This window comes from Rheinheimera sp., assembly GCF_965283995.1.
In the GTDB taxonomy this organism is placed as follows: Bacteria; Pseudomonadota; Gammaproteobacteria; order Enterobacterales; family Alteromonadaceae; genus Pararheinheimera.
The window spans coordinates 3,597,880-3,617,586 of record NZ_CBDIQG010000001.1; the positions used below are offsets into that span (position 1 = coordinate 3,597,880).

Genomic DNA, 19,707 nt, shown 5'->3' on the forward strand with positions numbered 1-19,707 from the left:
GCAGCTAGTGAACAGCATTTCACAGAGCAGCAGCTGCAGGTGAGTGCCTTGTTGATTCGGCTGTTATGAGGCCTTTGGCGCCAGGCTTAATGATGCACAAATTTGCGGCATTTTTTCCGGCGTCATGCCTTCATGTAAAAATCCATCGCTGGAGCTGATGCTGGCGCGGCTTTGTTCGTCGGCGGCGATAACCTGATCAATCCAGCCGGCATGGCTCGACACGCGGGTATAGAGTTCTTTGACGCCGTATTCACCGACCCCCTTAAACCAGGATTCAACCCGCGAACTGACACCCAGCAGGTAAAAATCATTAGCTTGTTGCAGATAGGCCGGGCCGCCGCTGTCGCCATTGCCAGACACGCCTTCGAGTTCCTGAGCCTCGTCGCCGGATTCAAACACAAACCGCAGGTCCGATTTGGTGACTGCAGTGACCTGATTTTGCGCCTTACGCAGCACGCCATTATTGGCTTTGTAATCCACCGTTTCACCGGTTAAACCGGTGCCGGTGCCGCCGGCGCCGATAAACAACAGCACCTGATCCGTCTCGTCCGACTGGCGGTAAAGTTGCGCCGGTTTGACGCTCAACACCGGTTTTTCCAGCTGGATCAGCGCCAAATCGTGTTGCTTGCCCATTTTATAGGCTGGATGGCTATAGCGGCCCTGTACTTTGACGAACTCATCACCGACCTGAATCGTTTGGCCTTGGTCGAGGCAAAACACCGTATGCGCGGCAGTTAACACCCACTGCGGCGCGATCAGCGTGCCGTGCACCCCAATATTGTAAAAAGTCGCCAGCGGCGGAAAGTCGGCTTTGCTTGCCAGATATTGCGCTGCTGGTTTGTCGTGGCGTACCACGATGGCTGACGCAGCAAAGGTCTGTAAGCTCAGTGCGATCAGGCAGCTGGTCGTCAGCAGGCGCGAATAAAAAGGAATAGGCATCAGGGGCTCCGGGTAGCTGTGGTTAAATTTCGGTTAAATTTCAGCCTGCCATAAGCCGTGTTAAAAATTAAATAAATATGTGTAAGTAATTGATTCGGTAATTATTTCAGGTACATCTCTAGCCACTTCATGCAAGTCCGCGCAGTTCAGTGCGGTTTTTCTGCTGCCCAACAGCCGGTTTCTGCTGCTTATTTAATTGCTGTTCAGCCTGCAGCCGCATGTCGGCACACTGCTGACATCAACCGATACGGAGCAATGCAGCATGACAACTTCAAAGCGAATTTTTAACCAAACCAACCTGAATCTGGTCCTAATTACCGCGGTCGCGGCATTGACGGTGAAAACGCAGTGGTTGCCGGCAGACAGCACCACAGTGCGGGAACTGAATGTTCAGCGCATCAATGTGATGGAACCCACTGGCCACCCGCGATTGGTGATTGCCAATACCAGCCATGCGCCTAAAGCGATTAAAGAAGGCAAAGAGTTCTTTGACCCGGGCGCTCGGCCGGGGCTGATTTTCTACAACGACGAAGGCACTGAAAACGGTGGTTTGATTTTCCGCGGGGCACTGAAAAACGGCAAAGTTGAACACGGCCTGCACTTATCTTTCGACCGCTACAATCAGGACCAAAGTGTGGCACTGCAGCATATCGAACAGGACAATATGCTGATCAGCGGTCTGAATATTGTCGACCGCCCGGCGTACCCGATCGATGAATATATGGCGCTGATGCTGGCGGCCGAAAAAGGCGATGTGGCGGCGACAGCAAAAATCAAAGAACTAGAGCAGCAGCAGCCAGATATTCATGGTCACCGCCGCGCGTTTTATGGCACATTAAACCAAAAAGCAATGTTGCAACTAAATGATCCACAAGGCAAAAAGCGAATTGAAATGGCAGTAGATACCGACGGCAAGCCTCAGCTGGTGTTTTATGCCGAAGACGGCAGTGAGTTATTGCGCTTACCTGAAGCGGTGCCTGCGCCATGAGCCGCAAACTGAAAACACTGGCAGCCCTGTTGCTGTTTTCCTACGGCCTGATGTTGTACCTGGCGCTGCTGCAAACCGCGCCGGGGCAACCGCTACAGTTTCATGCCGACGCGCCGATCTGGCTGACGCTGCAGGCGGCGCTGGCGCTGTGGTTAAGCCGGCGGGCTGACCAGTGGTTGCAGCGCAGCGCGCAACCGGCCACCTTACTGGCGCGTTCCGCCCAAAGTTTCAGTCTGAGCCTGCTGCTGTTTGTGGTGCTGATGACCGCTCTGCAGCTACTGATTGATCTGGCGACGGCACAGCCGCTGCTGCTACAGCATTACCTGCGGGTGGGCTTGATGTATGTCTTGGTGCATAGCCTGATCGCTGGTGCTGATTTGTTATGGCGGGCGCTGCAACAACAACAACAGCAGCAGCTGGCCTTACTCAAGGCAGAGCAGCATAACCAGCAATACCAATTGCAGTTACTGCAGCAGCAACTCGACCCGCATTTTTTGTTTAACAATCTCAATGTGCTGTCGGTGTTGATCCATAAAAACGCCGATCAAGCCGAGCAGTTCCTCGACGATTTTGCCGATATTTACCGCTACCAGCTGCAGCAGGGCAGCCAGACGCTGGTTTCATTGCAGGACGAACTGAATTTTGCCAGCCGCTATCTGGCGCTGCTGGATCAGCGGTTTCCCGATAGTTTTCAACTACAACACAACATTAGCGCGGAGCAGGCCGCCCGTTATCAGCTGGTGCCTTGTTGCCTGCAGTTGTTGCTGGAAAACGCCGTCAAACACAACAGTGCGTCGGCGGCAGCGCCGTTGGTGATTAGCATCGATATCGAACAGCAGCATCTGCAACACCAGCTGCAACCCCAATTGATCGTGCAGCATCCGCTGCGGCCTAAAGCCTTCGCCCAGCCCGGTACCGGCAAGGGCCTGAGCAATTTGCAGCAGCGATGCCGGACTATTCTCGGCCGCTCGGTTGAGATCAGTCCGAATGACCCATTTACCGTGCGGCTGCCGCTGCAACAGGCCCAGGCCACCCGCTCAACAGCCAATGAGATTTCTAATGAAAGTGCTGATTATTGAAGACGAACAGCTGGCCGCAGAAAAACTGCTCGGCTATTTAAAGCGCCAGCAGCCAGAAGTGGAAGTGGTCGCGCAGCTTGGCAGCGTGGCGCAGGTGCTGCAGTTTTTTCAGACGCCGCAGCCGCTGGATTTGATTTTTTCCGATGTAGAACTGAGTGACGGTCAGGTATTCAGTGCGCTCGAGCAACTCGATTTACCTTGCCCGGTGCTGTTTACCACCGCTTACGATCAGTATTGGATGCAGGTGTTTCAGCATCAGGCGGTCGACTATCTGCTCAAGCCGTTTTCCTATCACCGCTTTGCCGAAGCCATGCTGAATTTCGCGCAGTTCAAACAAAAAATGCAGCAGCAAATAGCGCCGTCAGGCGCGGCAACAGCCAGCAGCCTGACCAGCGGGCAGGGCTATAAAAAACGTTTTTTACTGCGTAAAGGCCAAAGCTTAGCCATTTTACCAGTCAGTAACATTCTGCTGATCCGCGCCGTCAACGGCGTGTTACTGGCGACCGATCTGCAGCATCAGGTGCATATGCTGACTGAAAACAATTTAGGCGACATTGAAACGCAGCTCGACCCGACCGAGTTTTTCCGCTTAAACCGCAGCGACCTGATCCACATCAGCAGCATCGTGAAAGTGGAGCCCTACAACAAAGAATCGGTGGCAGTACAGTTAAGCTGCGAAGCAACCCCGCTGCTCAGCAGTAAAACCCGTACCGCCGCTTTTCGAAAATGGTTGAATCAGTAAAGGCTGAATGACAGCTTTAACGCAGGGGCGGGCGTTCCCGGCAGCATCCGCAGGCTCGGATGATCATGAACTAGATCCTTGCGTAACAAACTGCACGACGCGGTTTCTGCCTGCATGCTTTGCCTGATACAAGGCTTGATCCGCCTGGTTCAGAAGTAGCTGCAGGTCGATAGGTTGCATCCCAGACGTCCAGGCCATACCGATAGATACAGTGACGCCCAGCGGATGTTTTTCTACTTGGTGCCGCATCTGTTCGGCGACCTCCAGTGCAGCAGCTTCGTCGGCTCCAGGCAGCACAGCGGAAAATTCTTCACCACCGTAACGCGCCAGCAAATCTTCGCTGCGCCGCAAACTGGCACTCAGCACTTTGGCGATCTCCTTCAGCACTTCATCGCCTTTGCTATGGCCATGCCGGTCATTAAATTGCTTAAAAAAATCGACATCAATCAACAAGATGGATAGTGGACGACCTTGTTCCCGACAGTTGTCTACGGTCATCTGCAGATAAGTGTCGAGGCGGCGGCGATTCGCCACACTGGTTAACCCGTCCATATTGGCGAGAGATTCTAACCTTTTGTTGGCAGTGGCCAGATCCCGGGTTTGCTCTGCCACCATTTGCTGCAGGCGCAGCCGGTCTTTCGACAGTGCCCGGGTGCGGGCCTTTACCAAAAATCGCATCAGTAGCCACAACATGCCAAAGGCAAGCAGCAGCCACAGGATTTTTGCCTGCCAGGTGGCATGCCATGGATAAGGTACAGTCAGTGCAAAAGGCGCAATGCTGCTGATGTTGCCGGCCGGATCGCGGGCTTGTGCTTCAAACTGATATTGCCCCGGCTCCAGCTGGTAATAACTGATCTGGCTGGACCTATTCCATTCGCTGAACTGGTCTTCGAAACCTGATAACTTCGCCCGATATAAGATGGTGTCAGTGGCATACAAACCCGGCAATGCAAACTTAAACATAACCTGAGCATCGGTGTGTACTTTGAGTGGTTGCTGACTTTTTAACTGTGCCCGCACTAAATTGTCCGCAGCTCCGGATAAGACGGTGTTGAGCAAAATACCTGCATGGCTGACATCCGGCTGCGCTGCCGTGGGTTGAAGAAAGATGAGTGCACTATTGGAGCCAAGCACCCAGTGTTCATGCCCGGTCCAATGCGACTGCAAGGGGACCCGTCCTATTTCTGCGGTGTTGACCTGTTGCCAGCCTGAGCCTGATTGGTAATAAAGACGGTTGTAACTATATGCCAACGTCTGTTTGGCCGGATTTTGCGCCAAGGTCAATATTTGTCCCGGTAAGCGCAGGGTATTCAGGGGAGATTGCCATGGCACGAATCCCTTACCGTTAAACACATAAAGTCCGGTTGCAGTGCTGGCAATGATGTCACCATCAATCTGAGCAATATTTGCATCACCGCTGCTGCCATATTCAAGACCGTGGGTTGCGTCAAAATAGTCAATCGCTAAGATTTTCCGGTATTCTGCATCGAGTTGCAGCCGCACCACGCCGCGACCGACCGTACCCAACCAAATCTCCCCGGCTGATTTTTCCACGATACTGGTGACTAGCGTACCCAGCTCTTTCCATTCCAGGGTAATGGTGCCAGACCCGGTCTGATCATCTGTCCAAACTGCCAGCCCAAACTCGGTGCCGATTAACACGCTGTGCTCTGCAAAAACGGATCGGATTAATTTTCGCGGATATAAAGCGTTATGGCTAATCGCTCGTTGTTGTTGATTGTCTAACAAATACAAACTGTAGGATTCGGCCAAGAGCGCTTTAGCGTTACTCAGAGGCAACAAATCAAAGGCTTCATGATTTGTCCAATCCAGCTTGGAAAAAACCTGCATTGGTTGGCCTTTCGGCAACACAAAGGCGCCGGCAGTACCCAAAACATACCACTGCGACTGCCAATACTCGATGTCTGAAATAGTGCCGCGTAAACCATGTTTTTCATTCAAAAACTGCATTGGCGAGGGCCAGGCGAAGTGCGTCACGCGGTGATCACTTAAGGCAAAAATCCCGCCCTGCGGCGCTTTTGATACTGCAAACAACACATCTGCGCCCAGCGCGAAACGGCTGACTTTGCCTGATGACCATTCCAATAAATACACAATACCTTCTTTGCCGACCATGGCGATAACACCGGATTCGATGCTCCGCATATCAAAAAACGAGTTACCAGCGGGCAGATCAGGTAGCTCAATCCGTTTGACTTCGCCTTGCTTGATTTCCAGCCATACGCCATCGCGCCGGTTAGCCAGCCAATGGTTGTCGCTTAAGCGCGCCAAATCAAAAATTTGCAGGTGCAGTTCTGGCGAAAGTAAAAACGGGACAAAGTCGCCATCCTGATAGCGCTTCAGGCCTTGCCCGCGAAATTGGAGGTACACTTCACCCTGGTCGGCCAAAATCGCGCCAAAACGCCCTTCATGCTGCCACACTTTGATGTCGCCACTTTGCGAGTCATAGCGAAACAAGCGGTTCAGCGCCCGGAAATACACCGCATCATCAACAACTAAGACGTTCCAAATATCGGCAAAATCAGCATCCTTATTTTGCAGGAAGGGCTGAGCCAGAGAGTGATAGACAATGTTGCCGGTTGCATCGGGCTCGGTATAACCAAAATCGTCATAGCCCCCGACGTACATGCGTCGACCCTGTCCCGGCGCCAAACTTCTGACTAACTTGCCATTCGGCAGCGATAAATGTTGCCACTTTTCTCCGCTGTATATCAGCAGCCCCGCAGAATTACCGACATACAAATAACCTTGATTGTCTTGGGCAATATCAAAATTTTGCGGATAAACATCTGCATTCGGGATTAAATGGGTAGCTGGCGGAATAGCAATTTGTTGCAGGTTTTCGATGTTGGCAGACAGGTAAAAAGGGGCCAAAACAATACAGCAGAATAGCGAAAATGCGCTCAAATGCTTTCGAAGGCGGGGAGTTCCTGTCATGACCTTTTATCCCTTCATTGTCTGAATTGTCAAAGCGTTAAGGTGAAATCTAAACCCTGAATAACTGGGAGGCTGACCTCCGCTGCTGATGATCTTCGTAAGCATGCCGAGCGGGGTTTGACTTGAACTGGCATCGGTCAAAAATTATTCAAGCATAAATCTAACAAACAATGCGCATCAATGCATCCATCGCGCTGCCGGATATTGGATAGCTGGCAAAAGACTGGTGGTTCCTGTGAATTTTCGCTTGGTTTCATCCAAATGACTTAGCCTTGAGCACTCGGCTCTAGTCAGCCGGCATTTCAATGGCAGCCTGGTCATCTTGACGCATCAGGGCTGCAACGCCGCAATATTTTAAGGCGCCGCTGGCGGCGGAAACACAATGTCATAGCCCCAGTGGTAAAAGTAACCATAAACTAAATAAAACAGCATGAAGCCGAAATCGAGTAACAGCGCATGCCAGATAGAGATGTCCAGATACCACGCAGTCAGCGGCAAAATGGCAGCAAGCAAGCCGAACTCAAATCCAATCGCATGAAAGATACGCTCGTACTGGGTTTTTACACTGCGGCCGCGTGGCAGCAGGTAATAGCGGTCAAATAACTGATTAAACTGATAATTCCACCAAGTTGCTAATATCGACATCAACACGGCAAGTAAGCCCAGCTCAGTCGCCGGTTTATCTAACAGCCAAGTGCTGGCAGGTATCAGCAGTAAGAGCCCAATGCACTCGAAGCCAAGCGCCATGCGAATTCGGTCTTTGGTAGATCGGCTCGTGGTTAGCTTTGCGTCGGTACATAACGCTTTTGCATCTTTCTGTGCTGTGAAACCGATATTCATTTTTGCCCCCTGCAGTCTGATGCGCGTAATGTATCTGCTATATTCCAGATAAATAAGTTAGATACCATCAGAAAAACAGATAGATGAATCTTCAGCAGATCGAAACATTCTTGACAGTGGTCAATACCGGCTCGTTTTCCGCAGCGGCGCGCAAGCTTGGTAAAGCGCAATCAGCGGTCAGCACCGCGATCAGTGATCTTGAAATTGATTTGAATTTGCAGTTGTTTGATCGCAGCAGCCGATACCCAAAGTTGACCAGTGCCGGCGCTTTAATTCTGCAGCAAGCACTGTTGCTGCAGCAGCAGGCCAAACAGCTGGAAGAATTAGCCGCGAGCCTTGCCGCAGAGATGGAGACCTGTTTGCGATTGGCGGTTGATGACGAAGGGCAATTATCTTGGTTGGCACCGATTTTGTCTGAGCTGGCCGAGCAGTTTCCGCAACTGGAGTTACAAGTCCTGTTTCCCCTTTTGGAAGATCTCACGCAGTTACTGGACACAGATCAGGCAGATTTGGGGATTTGCTTTCAACCGCAATCGGCGCCCGAGCATTTTATGCGCTGGCCACTGCAGCGGCTATATTTCGCCGCAGCCGTATCTGTGTCACATCCATTGGCAAAACTTGATCATGTGACGATTGCTGATTTGCAGCAATATCGACAATTGATGGTGACCGGACGCGGCCATGGTGTTGAAAAACAAAGAGGGCGGGTTTCCGCTCAGGTCTGGTGGTTAGAAGGGGACCTGGCGGTGCTGGCCATGTTAGAACAAAGCATCGGCTGGGCATGGTTACCGACCCATGTCCTGCAACACGCGACGAGGCAGGGAACCATCAAAGTATTGTCAGTCCCTGTTGAATTTGTTCAGTTATCAGTCCAACTGGAGCTTTGGCAACAGCGCGATAAAGCCGCAGGCCCTGCCGCGTTATGGCTCAGACGCCGGTTGATAGCCATGAACGATGAGCGCGCCGCATGATCATGTTACAGCCGCAGCTCGCCGAGCTCTTCGTGGACAGCTCTCCGTGCAACTCTCCGTGGACAACCACTGCAATCGCTAGGTTGCACACAGCGGCTTTGATTGGCTGTCCTGAATCACAGCTGTCCTGAATCACATGCATGGCAGGAACCAGAGGGCCCGATCCTGCCCTGACGGTGCAGCATTATTCGCCTGCGCGGTACGTTTTAACCTGTCCCCGGTTCAGCGAAAACGAAAAAATATAGTTTTGATCTCAACAGCAATCAGTCGCGTTTAGTCTGAGGATTTTTTGTGCAACCTCAAAGGAAACGAAGATGAAGCTCTCTGTCCTGTTCAAATCTGCCGTGATATCTGCAACTCTGTTAGTCGCTGGTGCTGTTCATGCGGGTAGTGCCAAATCTGATATCGTCGACACCGCTGTTGCGGCCGGTAGTTTTAATACGCTGGTGACGGCCGTCAAAGCCGCTGAGCTGGTGGACACGTTAAAAGGCGCAGGCCCATTTACTGTATTCGCGCCGAATGATGCCGCGTTTGCCAAAGTACCGGCAGACACCTTAAAAGGCCTGCTGGCCGACAAAGCCGCACTGGCGAAAGTGCTGACTTACCACGTCGTTCCGGGCAAAGTGATGGCTGCCGATGTCGTCAAGCTGTCAACCGCCACCACAGTGCAAGGCCAGGCACTGAAAATTGAAGTCAAAGACGGCAAAGTGTTCGTCGACGGCGCGCAAGTGATCAGCACCGACATCGAAACCAGCAACGGCGTGATCCACGTGATCGACAGCGTGGTCCTGCCAAAAGGCTAAGCGTTAGTTTGAATAGAAAAAGCCCGCCGGCAGCTTTGCTACCCGCGGGCTTTTTGTTTTGGCAAACAATGTTGTGCTCACTCATCGCCTCACCGAAATGCCAAAAAACCAGAGGTAGCGGCACGCAAGATGTTGGGCGTCACACGCTGCAAAATGTGCATCCAAAGTGTAGGTACGGTCAGCGCAGCGCCACCGTACATAGTGTTTATCATGCGCAATTATTACGGCATTTTTACGAAAAATGCCGAGAAAAGTCAGGAAGTAGCTGCTTTGTGCGCTGATTGCATTTATCGTTAATCACGTTTACCTTAAATACATACATAACGATTGGGTCAGTGATGAACGCATGCCACTCTGGTGCAGATAGTCCGGCGGGTCTTCAGGCCGGTTGTACAAAAGATTGTGCTAAAGACTGTACTGTTGATTGTTCTGCGCTGCAGGAAAAGCACAACAGCTATCAGGCGATCAGCACCATTCTCAATAGTCTGGATGCATTGGTGTATGTGTCGGACCTGCAGACTTACGACTTAATCTATCTGAATGATTATGGTTCGAAGGCATGGGGGCAAATCGGCGGCCGCAAGTGTTATCAGGTGCTGCAGGCCGGCCAGAATGCGCCTTGTCAGTTCTGCACCAACCACTTGCTGGTTGATGCTGCAGGAAAGCCCACCAGGACTCATGTCTGGGAATTTCAAAACACTTTAAATGACCGTTGGTATCAGTGCCGGGATCAGGCCGTGGTCTGGGTCGATGGCCGGCTGGTGCGGATTGAAATCGCCACTGATATCACTGAACGCAAAGTCATGGAGCAGCAGCTGGCTGCAGCCAAGGCACTGGCGGAAAAACAAGCCAGTACCGACGAACTGACCCAGTTGTATAACCGCAGAGCGTTTTTTGCGCTGAGCCGGCATCTGTTTCATCAAGGTCACAGAGCAGGGCAGAAACTTGCTGTGGTGATGTTCGATTTAGATCACTTCAAAAGAATCAATGACGAGTGGAATCATGCGGCCGGGGATGCTGTGCTGGTGAAAATATCGGCGCTGGCGCGAAATCTGTTGCGTGGCTCCGATGTCCTGGCCCGGATTGGCGGTGAAGAATTCGCAATTTTGCTGCCAGATATAAATGAAGCAGATGCCTGGCAGCTGGTAGAGCGGCTTCGCGCGGGGTTTGAACATGGCACTGCCAATGACGAGATCCACTGTACCGCCAGTTTTGGCATCACGTACGTGAACCTGCAGGACTTCCCGTCTGAGCTGGAACCGGAAAGCCTGTTGGGCACCTTGCTGCATCAGGCAGACGTCGCCATGATGCAGGCCAAAGCGACAGGCCGGAACCGCGTCTGTGTTTTTGAGCAATGACAAGCCCAATGCTTTGTTACTGCCTGGCCCTTACTGATAACCCCCGCTGCCGATCCGGTTAGCCCAATGATTGCGTTGCAAAGCAAATAGACCGCCAAAGCCTTAGCCGGCAGTGTTATCGCATGATGCGGTTTCCCATCCGAAATTAACGTGTCACTTGCTGAGTTTATCGATGCGACTATCGATGCAAGTATCGATGCATTAATTGGTGCAAAAAATGAGTTAAAACCACCCAAGTTCATGTAAATGCAGGATTTTTAAATCAAATTAACGGTTCATTTATCGATGCAATCATTGCCGCTTTTCGCCTACCCGGCATATCAACAATACAGTAGGTATTGGCAAGCGAAAGCCAGCTGGGCGTCACACGCCGTAAGCTGCAGAAGCCCGAAAATATTCAAGCGAGGTTGAAGCAGTTCTGTGAGCGAAAACCGGTAGTTTAAACGCCTTTTACGATAGGCCTAAGTTTGGCTACAAACGGCACAGACGATTACAACAGACTGGGCGTCACACGCACGCCGTGAATACATCCCTGCCGCAGAGGGTCTGCTTTTGTAATCGTTTGGCCGTTTTGAGAGTTCATTTGCATCGTCACTTTGTACCAAAAGCGGACATTGTCTGTACTACTGAGTGAATACACAGTGTTATCTGTATTCACCAGAAAACATGCACGCTTTGGACAAACCAAAAGACACATTTATTCGTTGCTGAAAAAGGAAAAACGCACTAATTTAGATACTTAAAGTAGGCCAACCTAAAAATAACAGGCCAGATAAAAGTAATTATGTGCCAGCACGCTTTTGGCAGGAGCTAACAGTGTTTTTTTAGGATTTCACTATTTTTATCAATAATTTAATGCTGGATTTCCATCTGGTGGAACCAGAGGATGCGTGCTGGCGCAATATACAAACGTTGAAGGTCACGATGGATACGTCTGAGCACTGCAAAGAAGTCTACGCATACTTTGGTCTCGCAATGTATCGAGCACAATGTGTTGAGCAATCAATAGTTCAGCTACTTATTTTCTTTGATTTTTTTAAGAAAAACGTTCCTAAGTTCGAAAGTCGTGAGAAATGGGAAGCAGATTTTGACCGATTTGATGACGCATTATCGAAAAAGACAATGGGCCGCCTTTTGGGTGCGATAAAAGAAATTGGTGTACTCGATAGCGATATTGAAAATACCCTCTCAGAGGCTTTGCAAAAAAGAAACTGGTTAGCACATGCCTATTTTGTTGATCGCGCCTTAGACTTTATAAATGAGGGTGGCAGAAACAAGATGATAAGTGAACTTGAAGACGCTATTAAGTTATTTAATTCAGTTGAAGATATATTAAATCCGATTTCTAGATCTGTTGCTATTAAGTACGGTTTAACTGATGAAGTCTTGGAAAAGCTCAACAATGAAATGTATGAGGCCGCTAAAGGTGACCTTTAACAAGGCCAGTCAGCACCGCTCCCTTTTGTCGCTGGACCTCAAACCCGCTGCGCGGATTTTCGGCCGCTGCTGGCAGCGTTATAAATTAAATTTAGGAAATACCTCTATGTATTCAATTTTTAAAAATAGTGACGGTTTTTGGTCACTAGAATTAGTTGATAATCCTAAAAACATTAGGCGATTTAAAACGCAAAAAGAAGCTATCAACGCATCACGTACTTATGCGGACAAAGGCGAAACTATAATAGTTCATAATCAAAATGGAACCGTAAGACGTGTGCTAGGACTAAAAAATAAGAATAATATTCGCACAGTTAAAACGCATAGCAAATTAGATGTTGAAAAAATAAACATAGCAATTGCATCGACAATAAAAAGCAAATCGCCTCAGGAGTGATAAATGCAACTTTCTGATTATGAATCAAGTGTGTTTATCAATTGCCCATTCGACAAACAATATGAAAATTTATTTGAGGCAGTTTTATTCACGATCTTCATGTGTGGCTTTAAGCCAAGGTGTGCTCTAGAGCATGATGATGCTGGTCAGCAGAGAATTGAAAAAATAAATAGTATTATTTATGAATGTAAGTATGGTTTTCATGATATATCACGAACAGAGTTAGATCCTGAAAATAAATTACCTAGATTTAATATGCCTTTAGAACTTGGCCTGTTTCTCGGTTGCAAACGATTTGCAAATGGTCGTAGCAAAGATAAAATCTGCATGATATTTGACTCAGATAAATACAGATATCAAAAGTTCATCTCTGACATCGCAGGTCAAGACATTAAAAAACATGAAAACAATCCGCATAACATAATCAAAGGATTAAGAAAGATATTCGCAACCAATAATCATGATATGAAAATCATTGGTGCAACAAAAATAATTGAATCCTTTGAGAAGTTTCATGAAAGTAAGCCTGAGATTATTGCTAATCTTGAACTAGATGCTGATGATTTGGTTTACGTCGATAGTGTTGCAGTTATTCAACAGTGGTTGAAAATTAATTTATAACAAAAACTTGGTGTGAGACCGCTTTGCGACCACAAGTTGAAGTTAGCCATCAGTAGGGATAATCGTGAATTTAATCAAGAAAATATTAAAAGGACTTTTTGCTCTGACCCTTATCCTGACTGCCGGAGGAGTTGGCTATTATCTTTACGAAGAAAATGAACGCAATAAGAGAGATGAACTAGAGCTTGCATACGCTTCGATACAAAAATGGGAGTGGCATGATAAATATGATCGCATCCAGATTCACAAAACTGAGAAAAAAAATCGGAGTATCCTTCGGAAAGTTCATATGAGAGATAGATATGTAGTCTATGCACTTAAAAACGATGACTATAGCCTTAGCACAATGGTTAAATTTGTCACGCCCTGTAAGCCTAATTCTGAGATAGAGACATCTGAGAAGTTTTCTGACGGAACTCCTAAAATGCTTAAGTGTAACGAAGATGGTGATTCTTTAAATTACACGGTGAGCTGGAATGATAAGGAAACAGATATAACCTGGGATGAGAATTTGGGTGGTTTTTCTGTGCGAGAAAACTTTGCTAACTGGGATTTTAGCAGACTAGATCAAGAAATTACGTTATCCAAATCAAAGTAAACTGCTAACAAACGCAGGCACTGTACAATTTTTCCGCAGCGCTTCAAATTTGCCCGTTCTGCGGGCGTTAGATGGTCAGTACACAAAAAGTCGAATGTCCGCAAATAAGGCAAAGCCGACATGCGTTTTTTCGAAAGAAACTGTACTGAAAGACCATATCACGCTCAAAGCCGCCATCACCAAACCCCAACAAACCCAGCGCCGGCATCCACGGAGTGAGCGGTTAAGAGTGAGCGCGGGAGGCGCGAACGGGCGAAAGCAGTGGTGGCGGTGTTGGGTTTGTCGCCACGGCCTAGATTCAGAAATGCAGCCAACCCAGCCATCCCAGTCAATCCATCCGTAATCGCGCTAACCCCGGTAATCACCCCCCAACATGACAACTTTGTCATCTTACCGTCAGGTCGCTGTTGGGCGGGCTTTGGCACACTGCCAGTCTCGGAAATGTTCTGGACTGGGGTTTTATGAAAGTTTGGGGTTTGGTCAGGTCTTTGGCGCTGACAATTTGTTTGGTTGCGGCACCGCAACACGTGCTGGCCCACGGCGGTGAAGATCACGGTGATGAAGACAAAGCGGCGTTAACGCTTCCAGCTGAAGGGCAGAGCCGGCGGGCTTATGCCAGTTCGGAGTTGTTTGAACTGGTGCTGGTGGCGCCGGAATCTGCAAACGCCAATAACAGCACCAGCCTGCAAATCTATCTCGACCATTATGCCGATAACAGTCCGGTCAAAGACGCCGTGATTGAACTGAGCAGTTCAGCCTTTAGCGGCACGGCGAAAATGCTGCAGCCTGGCTTGTATCAGCTTGACGTCAAAACATTACCAGCCACAACCCACGCCATCGCGCTGACCATCGAAGCGGGCGACGATATTGACCTGCTCAATACCAAACTCGACCTGACCCCACAAAGCAACACGGTAGAACATCAACACAGCTGGACTGAATACAGCACGCAGTATGTGATTGGTGTGGGTGCTGTTTTAGTCGGCTTGCTGCTGTGGCGTTTGGCCCGTCAACGCAAAGCCGCAGGCAAAACACCCGGCAAAAAAATGGGGGCAGCAGTATGAACCTGATAAAAACCCTCAGCACCTTGGTGCTGTTAGCGCTTAGCCAACAACTGCTGACCCAACCGGCCCACGCCCACGGCGGCGAAGACCACTCGCACGACCCGGCGCCATTGGCGCAGGCGACCGGCGAACAGCCGCGCCGGTTAAGTGACGGCAGCTTGTATATCCCTAAATCTGCCCAGCATTTATGGCAACTGCGCACCAGTTTGGTCAAAGCTGCACAGCTACCGCAACAAATTGAATTACAAGGCAAAGTGATCGTAGACCCAGCCTTCGCCGGCTTAGTGGAAGCAGCGCAGCTTGGCGTGTTAAGCGCCGGACCGGACGGTTGGCCGACGCTGGGTCAACTTGTCAAAACCGGCCAGGTACTGGCTTATTTGCAGCCGGTGGATACCACGCTGGATCGCAGTAATCAGCAGGCGTTATTGGCCGAACTGGATGCGCAAATTGCGCTGGCGAAAGACCGGGTGCAGCGTTTTAGCACACTCGGCGCTTTGGTGCCGCGCAACGAACTGACCACAGCGCAGATTGAACTCAAAGGCCTGCAGGCACGGCGCAGCTTTGCCGCGAAAGGCACAGGTGGCGGAATTGCGGTGGTAGCGCCGGTCAGCGGCGTGATCAGCACCGTGTTTAAACAAAGTGGTCAGGTGGTGGATAGCCGCGACGCGCTGTTCCAAATCATTGCACCAGATCAGTTGCTGGTCGAGGCGCTGGCCTATCCGGCGCTGCCGGCGCATGCCGGGCTGAGTCTGACGGCTAACAGCCACGCCAGTGCGCGCTTTCCGGCTGCGGCCGAATCTCAGGACAGCCATGCTTATCAGCTGAGCTTCCGTGGCCAGAGCCTGCAGCTGCAACAACAGGCACAACCTCTTTGGTTTGAAATAGAGCGGTTTAAGCCAGAAACCAGCACCGACTTAAACGTCGGCCAGCCGCTGTTGGTGGAAGTCGCCACCGGCCGCCAAATCAACGGCATGGCGGTACCACGCAGCGCGCTGCAAAAACTTGATAACGGAGAAACCGCGGTTTGGGTGCATCAGGCGCCGGAGCGGTTTATCGCACAAAAAGTGCGGGTCGAACCGTTCAGCGCCAGCGAAGTGGTGGTGGTCAGTGGTTTACATGACGGCGACCGCGTCGTCGTGCAGGCCGCGTCGTTACTGGCACAGGTGAGGTAAGCATGTTTAACGCGCTGATCCGGCTCTGTTTACAGCAACGGCTGTTTGTCCTTGGGGCGGCTTTATTGCTGCTGATTTACGGCAGCTTCAGCCTGCGCCAGCTGCCGGTGGATGTGTTTCCAGACTTAAATAAACCGACCGTGACGCTGCTGACCGAAGCCGGTGGCATGGCGCCGGAAGAAGTCGAGCAGTTGGTCAGTTTGCCGCTGGAAACCAGTATGAGCGGCATGCCGGGCGTCAGCCGCGTGCGCTCGGTGTCCGGTGTTGGCCTGTCGGTGCTTTATATCGAATTTGACTGGGGCTCGGATATTTACCGCAACCGGCAGCAGGTAGCGGAACGCTTAAGCCTGGCGGCGGAACAATTGCCAGCAGGCGTGGTGCCGCAGCTCGGGCCGGTGTCATCCATCATGGGCGAAATTCTGTTGCTGGCCATTCCGGCCGATCCGGACAAAGTCAGCCCAATGCTTGTACGCGAGTTCGCCGACTGGGTGGTGCGCCCGCGTCTGCTCAGTATTCCCGGCGTGGCGCAGGTCATTCCGATTGGCGGCGAAGTACGGCAATACCGGGTTGAACCTATTGCAGCACAAATGGCGGCGCTGGGTGTCAGCCTGAATCAAATCGAGCAGGCGCTGACCGGCTTTGGTGCCAACAGCAGCGGCGGTTTTTTAGAAGCGCAGGGTCGCGAGTGGCTCATTCGTAATATTGGCCGCACCACAGATCTGCAGGATTTACAGCAGCTGGTGGTGACTGTCAGCAACGGCCAACCGATTTTGCTTAACCAACTGGCCAATGTCGAAGTCGTGGCAGCCACCAAACGTGGTGATGGTGGTTACAAAGGCAAACCGGCGGTGATTTTGTCGGTACAAAAACAACCACAGGCCGACAGCGTCGCGCTGACCAAACAAATCGAAACCGCGGTGGCAGAGCTGAGTAAAGGCTTGCCGGCCGGTGTCGAAGCGCCGACCTTTTTATTTAAACAGGCTGATTTTATTAATAATTCGATTGATAACGTCATTGAAGCACTGCGCGACGGCGCTGTGATGGTCGCGATCATTCTGTTTATGTTTTTACTGAATAGCCGCACCACGGCGATTTCGCTGCTGGCCATTCCGCTTAGTTTATTAACGGCGGTACTAGTGTTCCGCTATTTCGGCTTGTCGATTAATACGATGACGCTCGGCGGTCTCGCCATCGCGCTGGGTGAACTGGTCGACGACGCCGTCGTAGACGTGGAAAACGTGCTGCGCCGCTTAAAAGAAAATGCGCAAAAAGCTGCGCCGTTGCCGGTGCTGCAAGTCATTGCCGATGCGTCCGGTGAAGTGCGCAGCGGTGTGGTCTATGCGACGTTGATTGTGGTGCTGGTGTTTGTGCCGCTGTTTGCGCTGTCGGGCATTGAAGGGCGGCTGTTCAGCCCCTTGGGTATCGCTTATATCACCTCGATTCTGGCCAGTATGTTGGTGGCGATTACTGTGACGCCGGTGCTGTGTTATTACCTGCTGCCAGGCCTCACGCAAAAACAACATGGCGACAGTGCGCTGGTGCGGATGTTGAAAAAACGTGATGAAACGCTGCTGCGCTGGTCGTTCCGCCATGCCCGCAGTTTGTTGGCGGTGGCGTTGATTGCAGTGGTTGCAGCGGCCAGCACTGTGCCGTTGTTTGCCCGCAGTTTCCTGCCGGCCTTTAACGAAGGCACACTGACCATCAACCTGTTATTGCAGCCGGGTACGGCGCTCAGTGAGTCGAACAAAATCGGCGCGCTGGCCGAGCAGTTATTGCTGCAGGTACCAGAAGTGACGCAAGTCGGCCGGCGCACTGGCCGCGCCGAACTGGACGAACATGCCGAAGGCGTGCATTACGGCGAAATTGATGTCGATTTAAAACCGTCCGAGCGGCCGCGCGAGGAAGTGCTGGCGGAGATCCGCCGCGTGTTATCGGTGTTGCCGGGTAGTGTCAGTGTCGGCCAACCCATTTCCCACCGGCTCGACCATTTGTTATCCGGCGTGCGGGCGCAAATTGCCATCAAAGTATTTGGTGACGACATTGCCACCTTGCGCGCACTCGGCGCCAGTTTGCAGGCCGAGCTTGGCAAAGTAGCCGGCGTGACCGACCTGACGCTGGAAAAACAAGTGCTGATCCCGCAGCTGAAAGTGCGCGTCGATTATCAAAAAGCCGCCGCTTATGGCGTGGCGCCTGGTGAATTGCTGCATAGCTTGCAGCAGCAAATCGACGGCGTGAAGCTCAGCCAACTGGTCAGTAATGAACGTCGCTTTGACTTGCTGCTGCGCTTGCCGGACAGTGCGCGCGAACCACAGGCGTTGGGAGCTTTGCTGATCCAAACCCCGAAAGGTGCAGTGCCGCTATCACTGCTGGCTGAAGTGCTGGAATCGGACGGGCCGAACCAAATCAGCCGAGAAAATGGCCGGCGCCGTATTGTGCTGTCGGCCAATGTCGAAGGCCGCGATTTAAGCCATGCGGTGACCGATATCCGTGCTGTGCTCGCCGCCACCAAGTTGCCGGAAGGTTATTTCACTGTGCTGGAAGGCCAGTTCCAGGCGCAGGAAGAAGCGTCTTCGCTGATTGCGATGCTGTCATTAGGTTCGCTGCTCGCGATGTTGCTGGTGCTGTATAGCCGTTATCAGTCGCTGCGCCTGACGTTGATCATCATGGCGAATATTCCGCTGGCGCTGATTGGTAGTGTGTTGGCGCTGTGGCTCAGTGGTTCGCCGCTGTCGGTGGCAACCTTAGTCGGCTTTATCACGCTGGCCGGTATTGCCACCCGCAACGGCATCTTAAAAATCAGCCATTACATCAACTTATGCCGTTTTGAAGGCGAAGTGTTTAGTCAGGCGATGATTATCCGCGGATCGCTGGAGCGCTTAACGCCGGTGCTGATGACTGCTCTGGTTGCCGCCTTTGCGTTATTACCGTTGTTGTTTTCTGCCGACGCGCCCGGCAAAGAAATTCTGCATCCGGTTGCTGTGGTGATTTTTGGTGGGCTCATCAGTTCGACCATTCTGGATACGATACTGACGCCGCTGATGTTTTGGTTATGGGGCCGCGAGCCGCTCGAGCGCTTGCTGGCCAATGCTGATAAAACTGAAGTTTATTGATTGATAAGGAAAGAATTTATGATGTTCAAGTCACTTTTTAAAACAGGATTAACCACGCTGGTCGTGGCTGCCGGGCTGCTGAGCAGCGCTGCTTTTGCCCACACGGACGAGTACTTAGATACCGTTGTCGGCCCGAACGGCGGCCAGTTGCGGATGGCCGGTGCTTATCACTTTGAGCTGGTGCTGGCGAAAGACGCCAAAGCTGGGACGCCGAGTGCAGTGAAGCTGTACTTGCTGGACCATGCCAATAATCCGCAGCCGGCCAAAGAAGCCAAAGCCACGGTGCTGATTGTATCCGGCAAACAAAAAGCCAAAGCTGATTTAACTCTGGCGCAAGCCAACCTGTTAAGCGGCAACGCGGATTACACTGCGGCAGAAGACTTAAAAGCGGTGGTGAATGTCACGATTAAAACTGAGCATGGTGAAGTGACCGAACAAGCGAAGTTCACGCCGTTTAAGCCGGTGCCAGCTAAAGCAGAACACGAGCACGGACATGAGCATGAGCATGGTCGCGAGCACGCAGAAGACAGCAAACACAAACATGAAGATGGGCACGAAAAAGACCATCAGCACTAAAAGCTGATCGCCGTTTTTCAGCGGATATCTTTGCCAGCCACGCATTTTATGCTT

The 19,707-nt window shown here is 51.2% G+C and carries 17 protein-coding genes; 14 read left to right on the forward strand and 3 right to left on the reverse strand.

Annotated elements, in window-relative coordinates; translation table 11 throughout:
• Positions 1–63: 63 nt before the first annotated feature.
• Entirely contained in the window at positions 64–939 is an 876-nt protein-coding gene (locus tag ACQ66Q_RS16125) for a S1 family peptidase (protein ID WP_430457721.1), read from the reverse strand.
• A 262-nt stretch (positions 940–1,201) separates the two neighbouring features.
• Between ACQ66Q_RS16125 and ACQ66Q_RS16130 the strand changes: the two genes are divergently transcribed.
• From ACQ66Q_RS16130 to ACQ66Q_RS16140, 3 genes are read left to right on the forward strand one after another with little or no spacing between them, the layout of a single operon-like run.
• Positions 1,202–1,927, forward strand: coding sequence for a hypothetical protein (locus ACQ66Q_RS16130; RefSeq protein ID WP_430457722.1), 726 nt, complete (start codon positions 1,202–1,204; stop codon positions 1,925–1,927).
• The gene (locus ACQ66Q_RS16135) at positions 1,924–3,006 is read left to right on the forward strand and encodes a sensor histidine kinase (protein WP_430457723.1); all 1,083 of its coding nucleotides are present in this window, start codon (positions 1,924–1,926) and stop codon (positions 3,004–3,006) included. Before ACQ66Q_RS16130 ends, ACQ66Q_RS16135 begins: the two co-directional genes overlap by 4 nt.
• Entirely contained in the window at positions 2,987–3,748 is a 762-nt protein-coding gene (locus ACQ66Q_RS16140) for a LytR/AlgR family response regulator transcription factor (protein ID WP_430457724.1), read from the forward strand. The genes ACQ66Q_RS16135 and ACQ66Q_RS16140 overlap by 20 nt, the downstream gene beginning before the upstream one ends.
• Positions 3,749–3,811: 63 nt before the next feature.
• Here ACQ66Q_RS16140 and ACQ66Q_RS16145 read toward each other — a convergent pair whose 3' ends face one another.
• Both ACQ66Q_RS16145 and ACQ66Q_RS16150 read right to left on the reverse strand, forming a co-directional pair.
• Positions 3,812–6,643 (reverse strand): diguanylate cyclase, encoded by a 2,832-nt coding sequence (locus ACQ66Q_RS16145; RefSeq protein ID WP_430457725.1) that lies wholly within the window; start codon positions 6,641–6,643, stop codon positions 3,812–3,814.
• Positions 6,644–7,060: 417 nt separating this feature from the next.
• Entirely contained in the window at positions 7,061–7,546 is a 486-nt protein-coding gene (locus ACQ66Q_RS16150) for a PACE efflux transporter (protein ID WP_430457726.1), read from the reverse strand.
• Between the two features lie 83 nt (positions 7,547–7,629).
• On the opposite strand from ACQ66Q_RS16150, the gene ACQ66Q_RS16155 reads away from it, so the two are divergent.
• The 11 genes from ACQ66Q_RS16155 (at position 7,630) to ACQ66Q_RS16205 (ending at position 19,653) form a co-directional block, all read left to right on the forward strand.
• Entirely contained in the window at positions 7,630–8,517 is an 888-nt protein-coding gene (locus ACQ66Q_RS16155) for a LysR family transcriptional regulator (RefSeq protein WP_430457727.1), read from the forward strand.
• A gap of 314 nt (positions 8,518–8,831) precedes the next feature.
• Entirely contained in the window at positions 8,832–9,320 is a 489-nt protein-coding gene (locus ACQ66Q_RS16160) for a fasciclin domain-containing protein (protein WP_377239409.1), read from the forward strand.
• A 338-nt stretch (positions 9,321–9,658) separates the two neighbouring features.
• On the forward strand, positions 9,659–10,678 hold the full coding sequence (locus ACQ66Q_RS16165) for a diguanylate cyclase (protein ID WP_430457728.1): 1,020 nt from the start codon (positions 9,659–9,661) through the stop codon (positions 10,676–10,678).
• A gap of 924 nt (positions 10,679–11,602) precedes the next feature.
• A complete protein-coding gene (locus ACQ66Q_RS16170) occupies positions 11,603–12,115 on the forward strand; it encodes a hypothetical protein (protein ID WP_430457729.1) in 513 nt (170 codons plus the stop codon).
• On the forward strand, positions 12,105–12,512 hold the full coding sequence (locus ACQ66Q_RS16175; protein WP_430457730.1) for a DUF2188 domain-containing protein: 408 nt from the start codon (positions 12,105–12,107) through the stop codon (positions 12,510–12,512). Before ACQ66Q_RS16170 ends, ACQ66Q_RS16175 begins: the two co-directional genes overlap by 11 nt.
• A 3-nt stretch (positions 12,513–12,515) precedes the next feature.
• Positions 12,516–13,133 carry a hypothetical protein gene (locus tag ACQ66Q_RS16180; RefSeq protein ID WP_430457731.1) on the forward strand — a complete coding sequence of 206 codons (618 nt, stop codon included), beginning with the start codon at positions 12,516–12,518 and terminating at the stop codon, positions 13,131–13,133.
• A 64-nt stretch (positions 13,134–13,197) separates the two neighbouring features.
• On the forward strand, positions 13,198–13,731 hold the full coding sequence (locus ACQ66Q_RS16185) for a hypothetical protein (RefSeq protein ID WP_430457732.1): 534 nt from the start codon (positions 13,198–13,200) through the stop codon (positions 13,729–13,731).
• Positions 13,732–14,192: 461 nt separating this feature from the next.
• On the forward strand, positions 14,193–14,795 hold the full coding sequence (locus tag ACQ66Q_RS16190) for a hypothetical protein (protein ID WP_430457733.1): 603 nt from the start codon (positions 14,193–14,195) through the stop codon (positions 14,793–14,795).
• Positions 14,792–15,967, forward strand: a complete 1,176-nt coding sequence (locus ACQ66Q_RS16195; RefSeq protein WP_430457734.1) for an efflux RND transporter periplasmic adaptor subunit — start codon at positions 14,792–14,794, stop codon at positions 15,965–15,967. The genes ACQ66Q_RS16190 and ACQ66Q_RS16195 overlap by 4 nt, the downstream gene beginning before the upstream one ends.
• Before the next feature lie 2 nt (positions 15,968–15,969).
• Positions 15,970–19,077, forward strand: a complete 3,108-nt coding sequence (locus tag ACQ66Q_RS16200; protein WP_430457735.1) for an efflux RND transporter permease subunit — start codon at positions 15,970–15,972, stop codon at positions 19,075–19,077.
• An 18-nt stretch (positions 19,078–19,095) separates the two neighbouring features.
• The gene (locus ACQ66Q_RS16205) at positions 19,096–19,653 is read left to right on the forward strand and encodes a hypothetical protein (RefSeq protein WP_430457736.1); all 558 of its coding nucleotides are present in this window, start codon (positions 19,096–19,098) and stop codon (positions 19,651–19,653) included.
• Positions 19,654–19,707 lie beyond the last annotated feature (54 nt).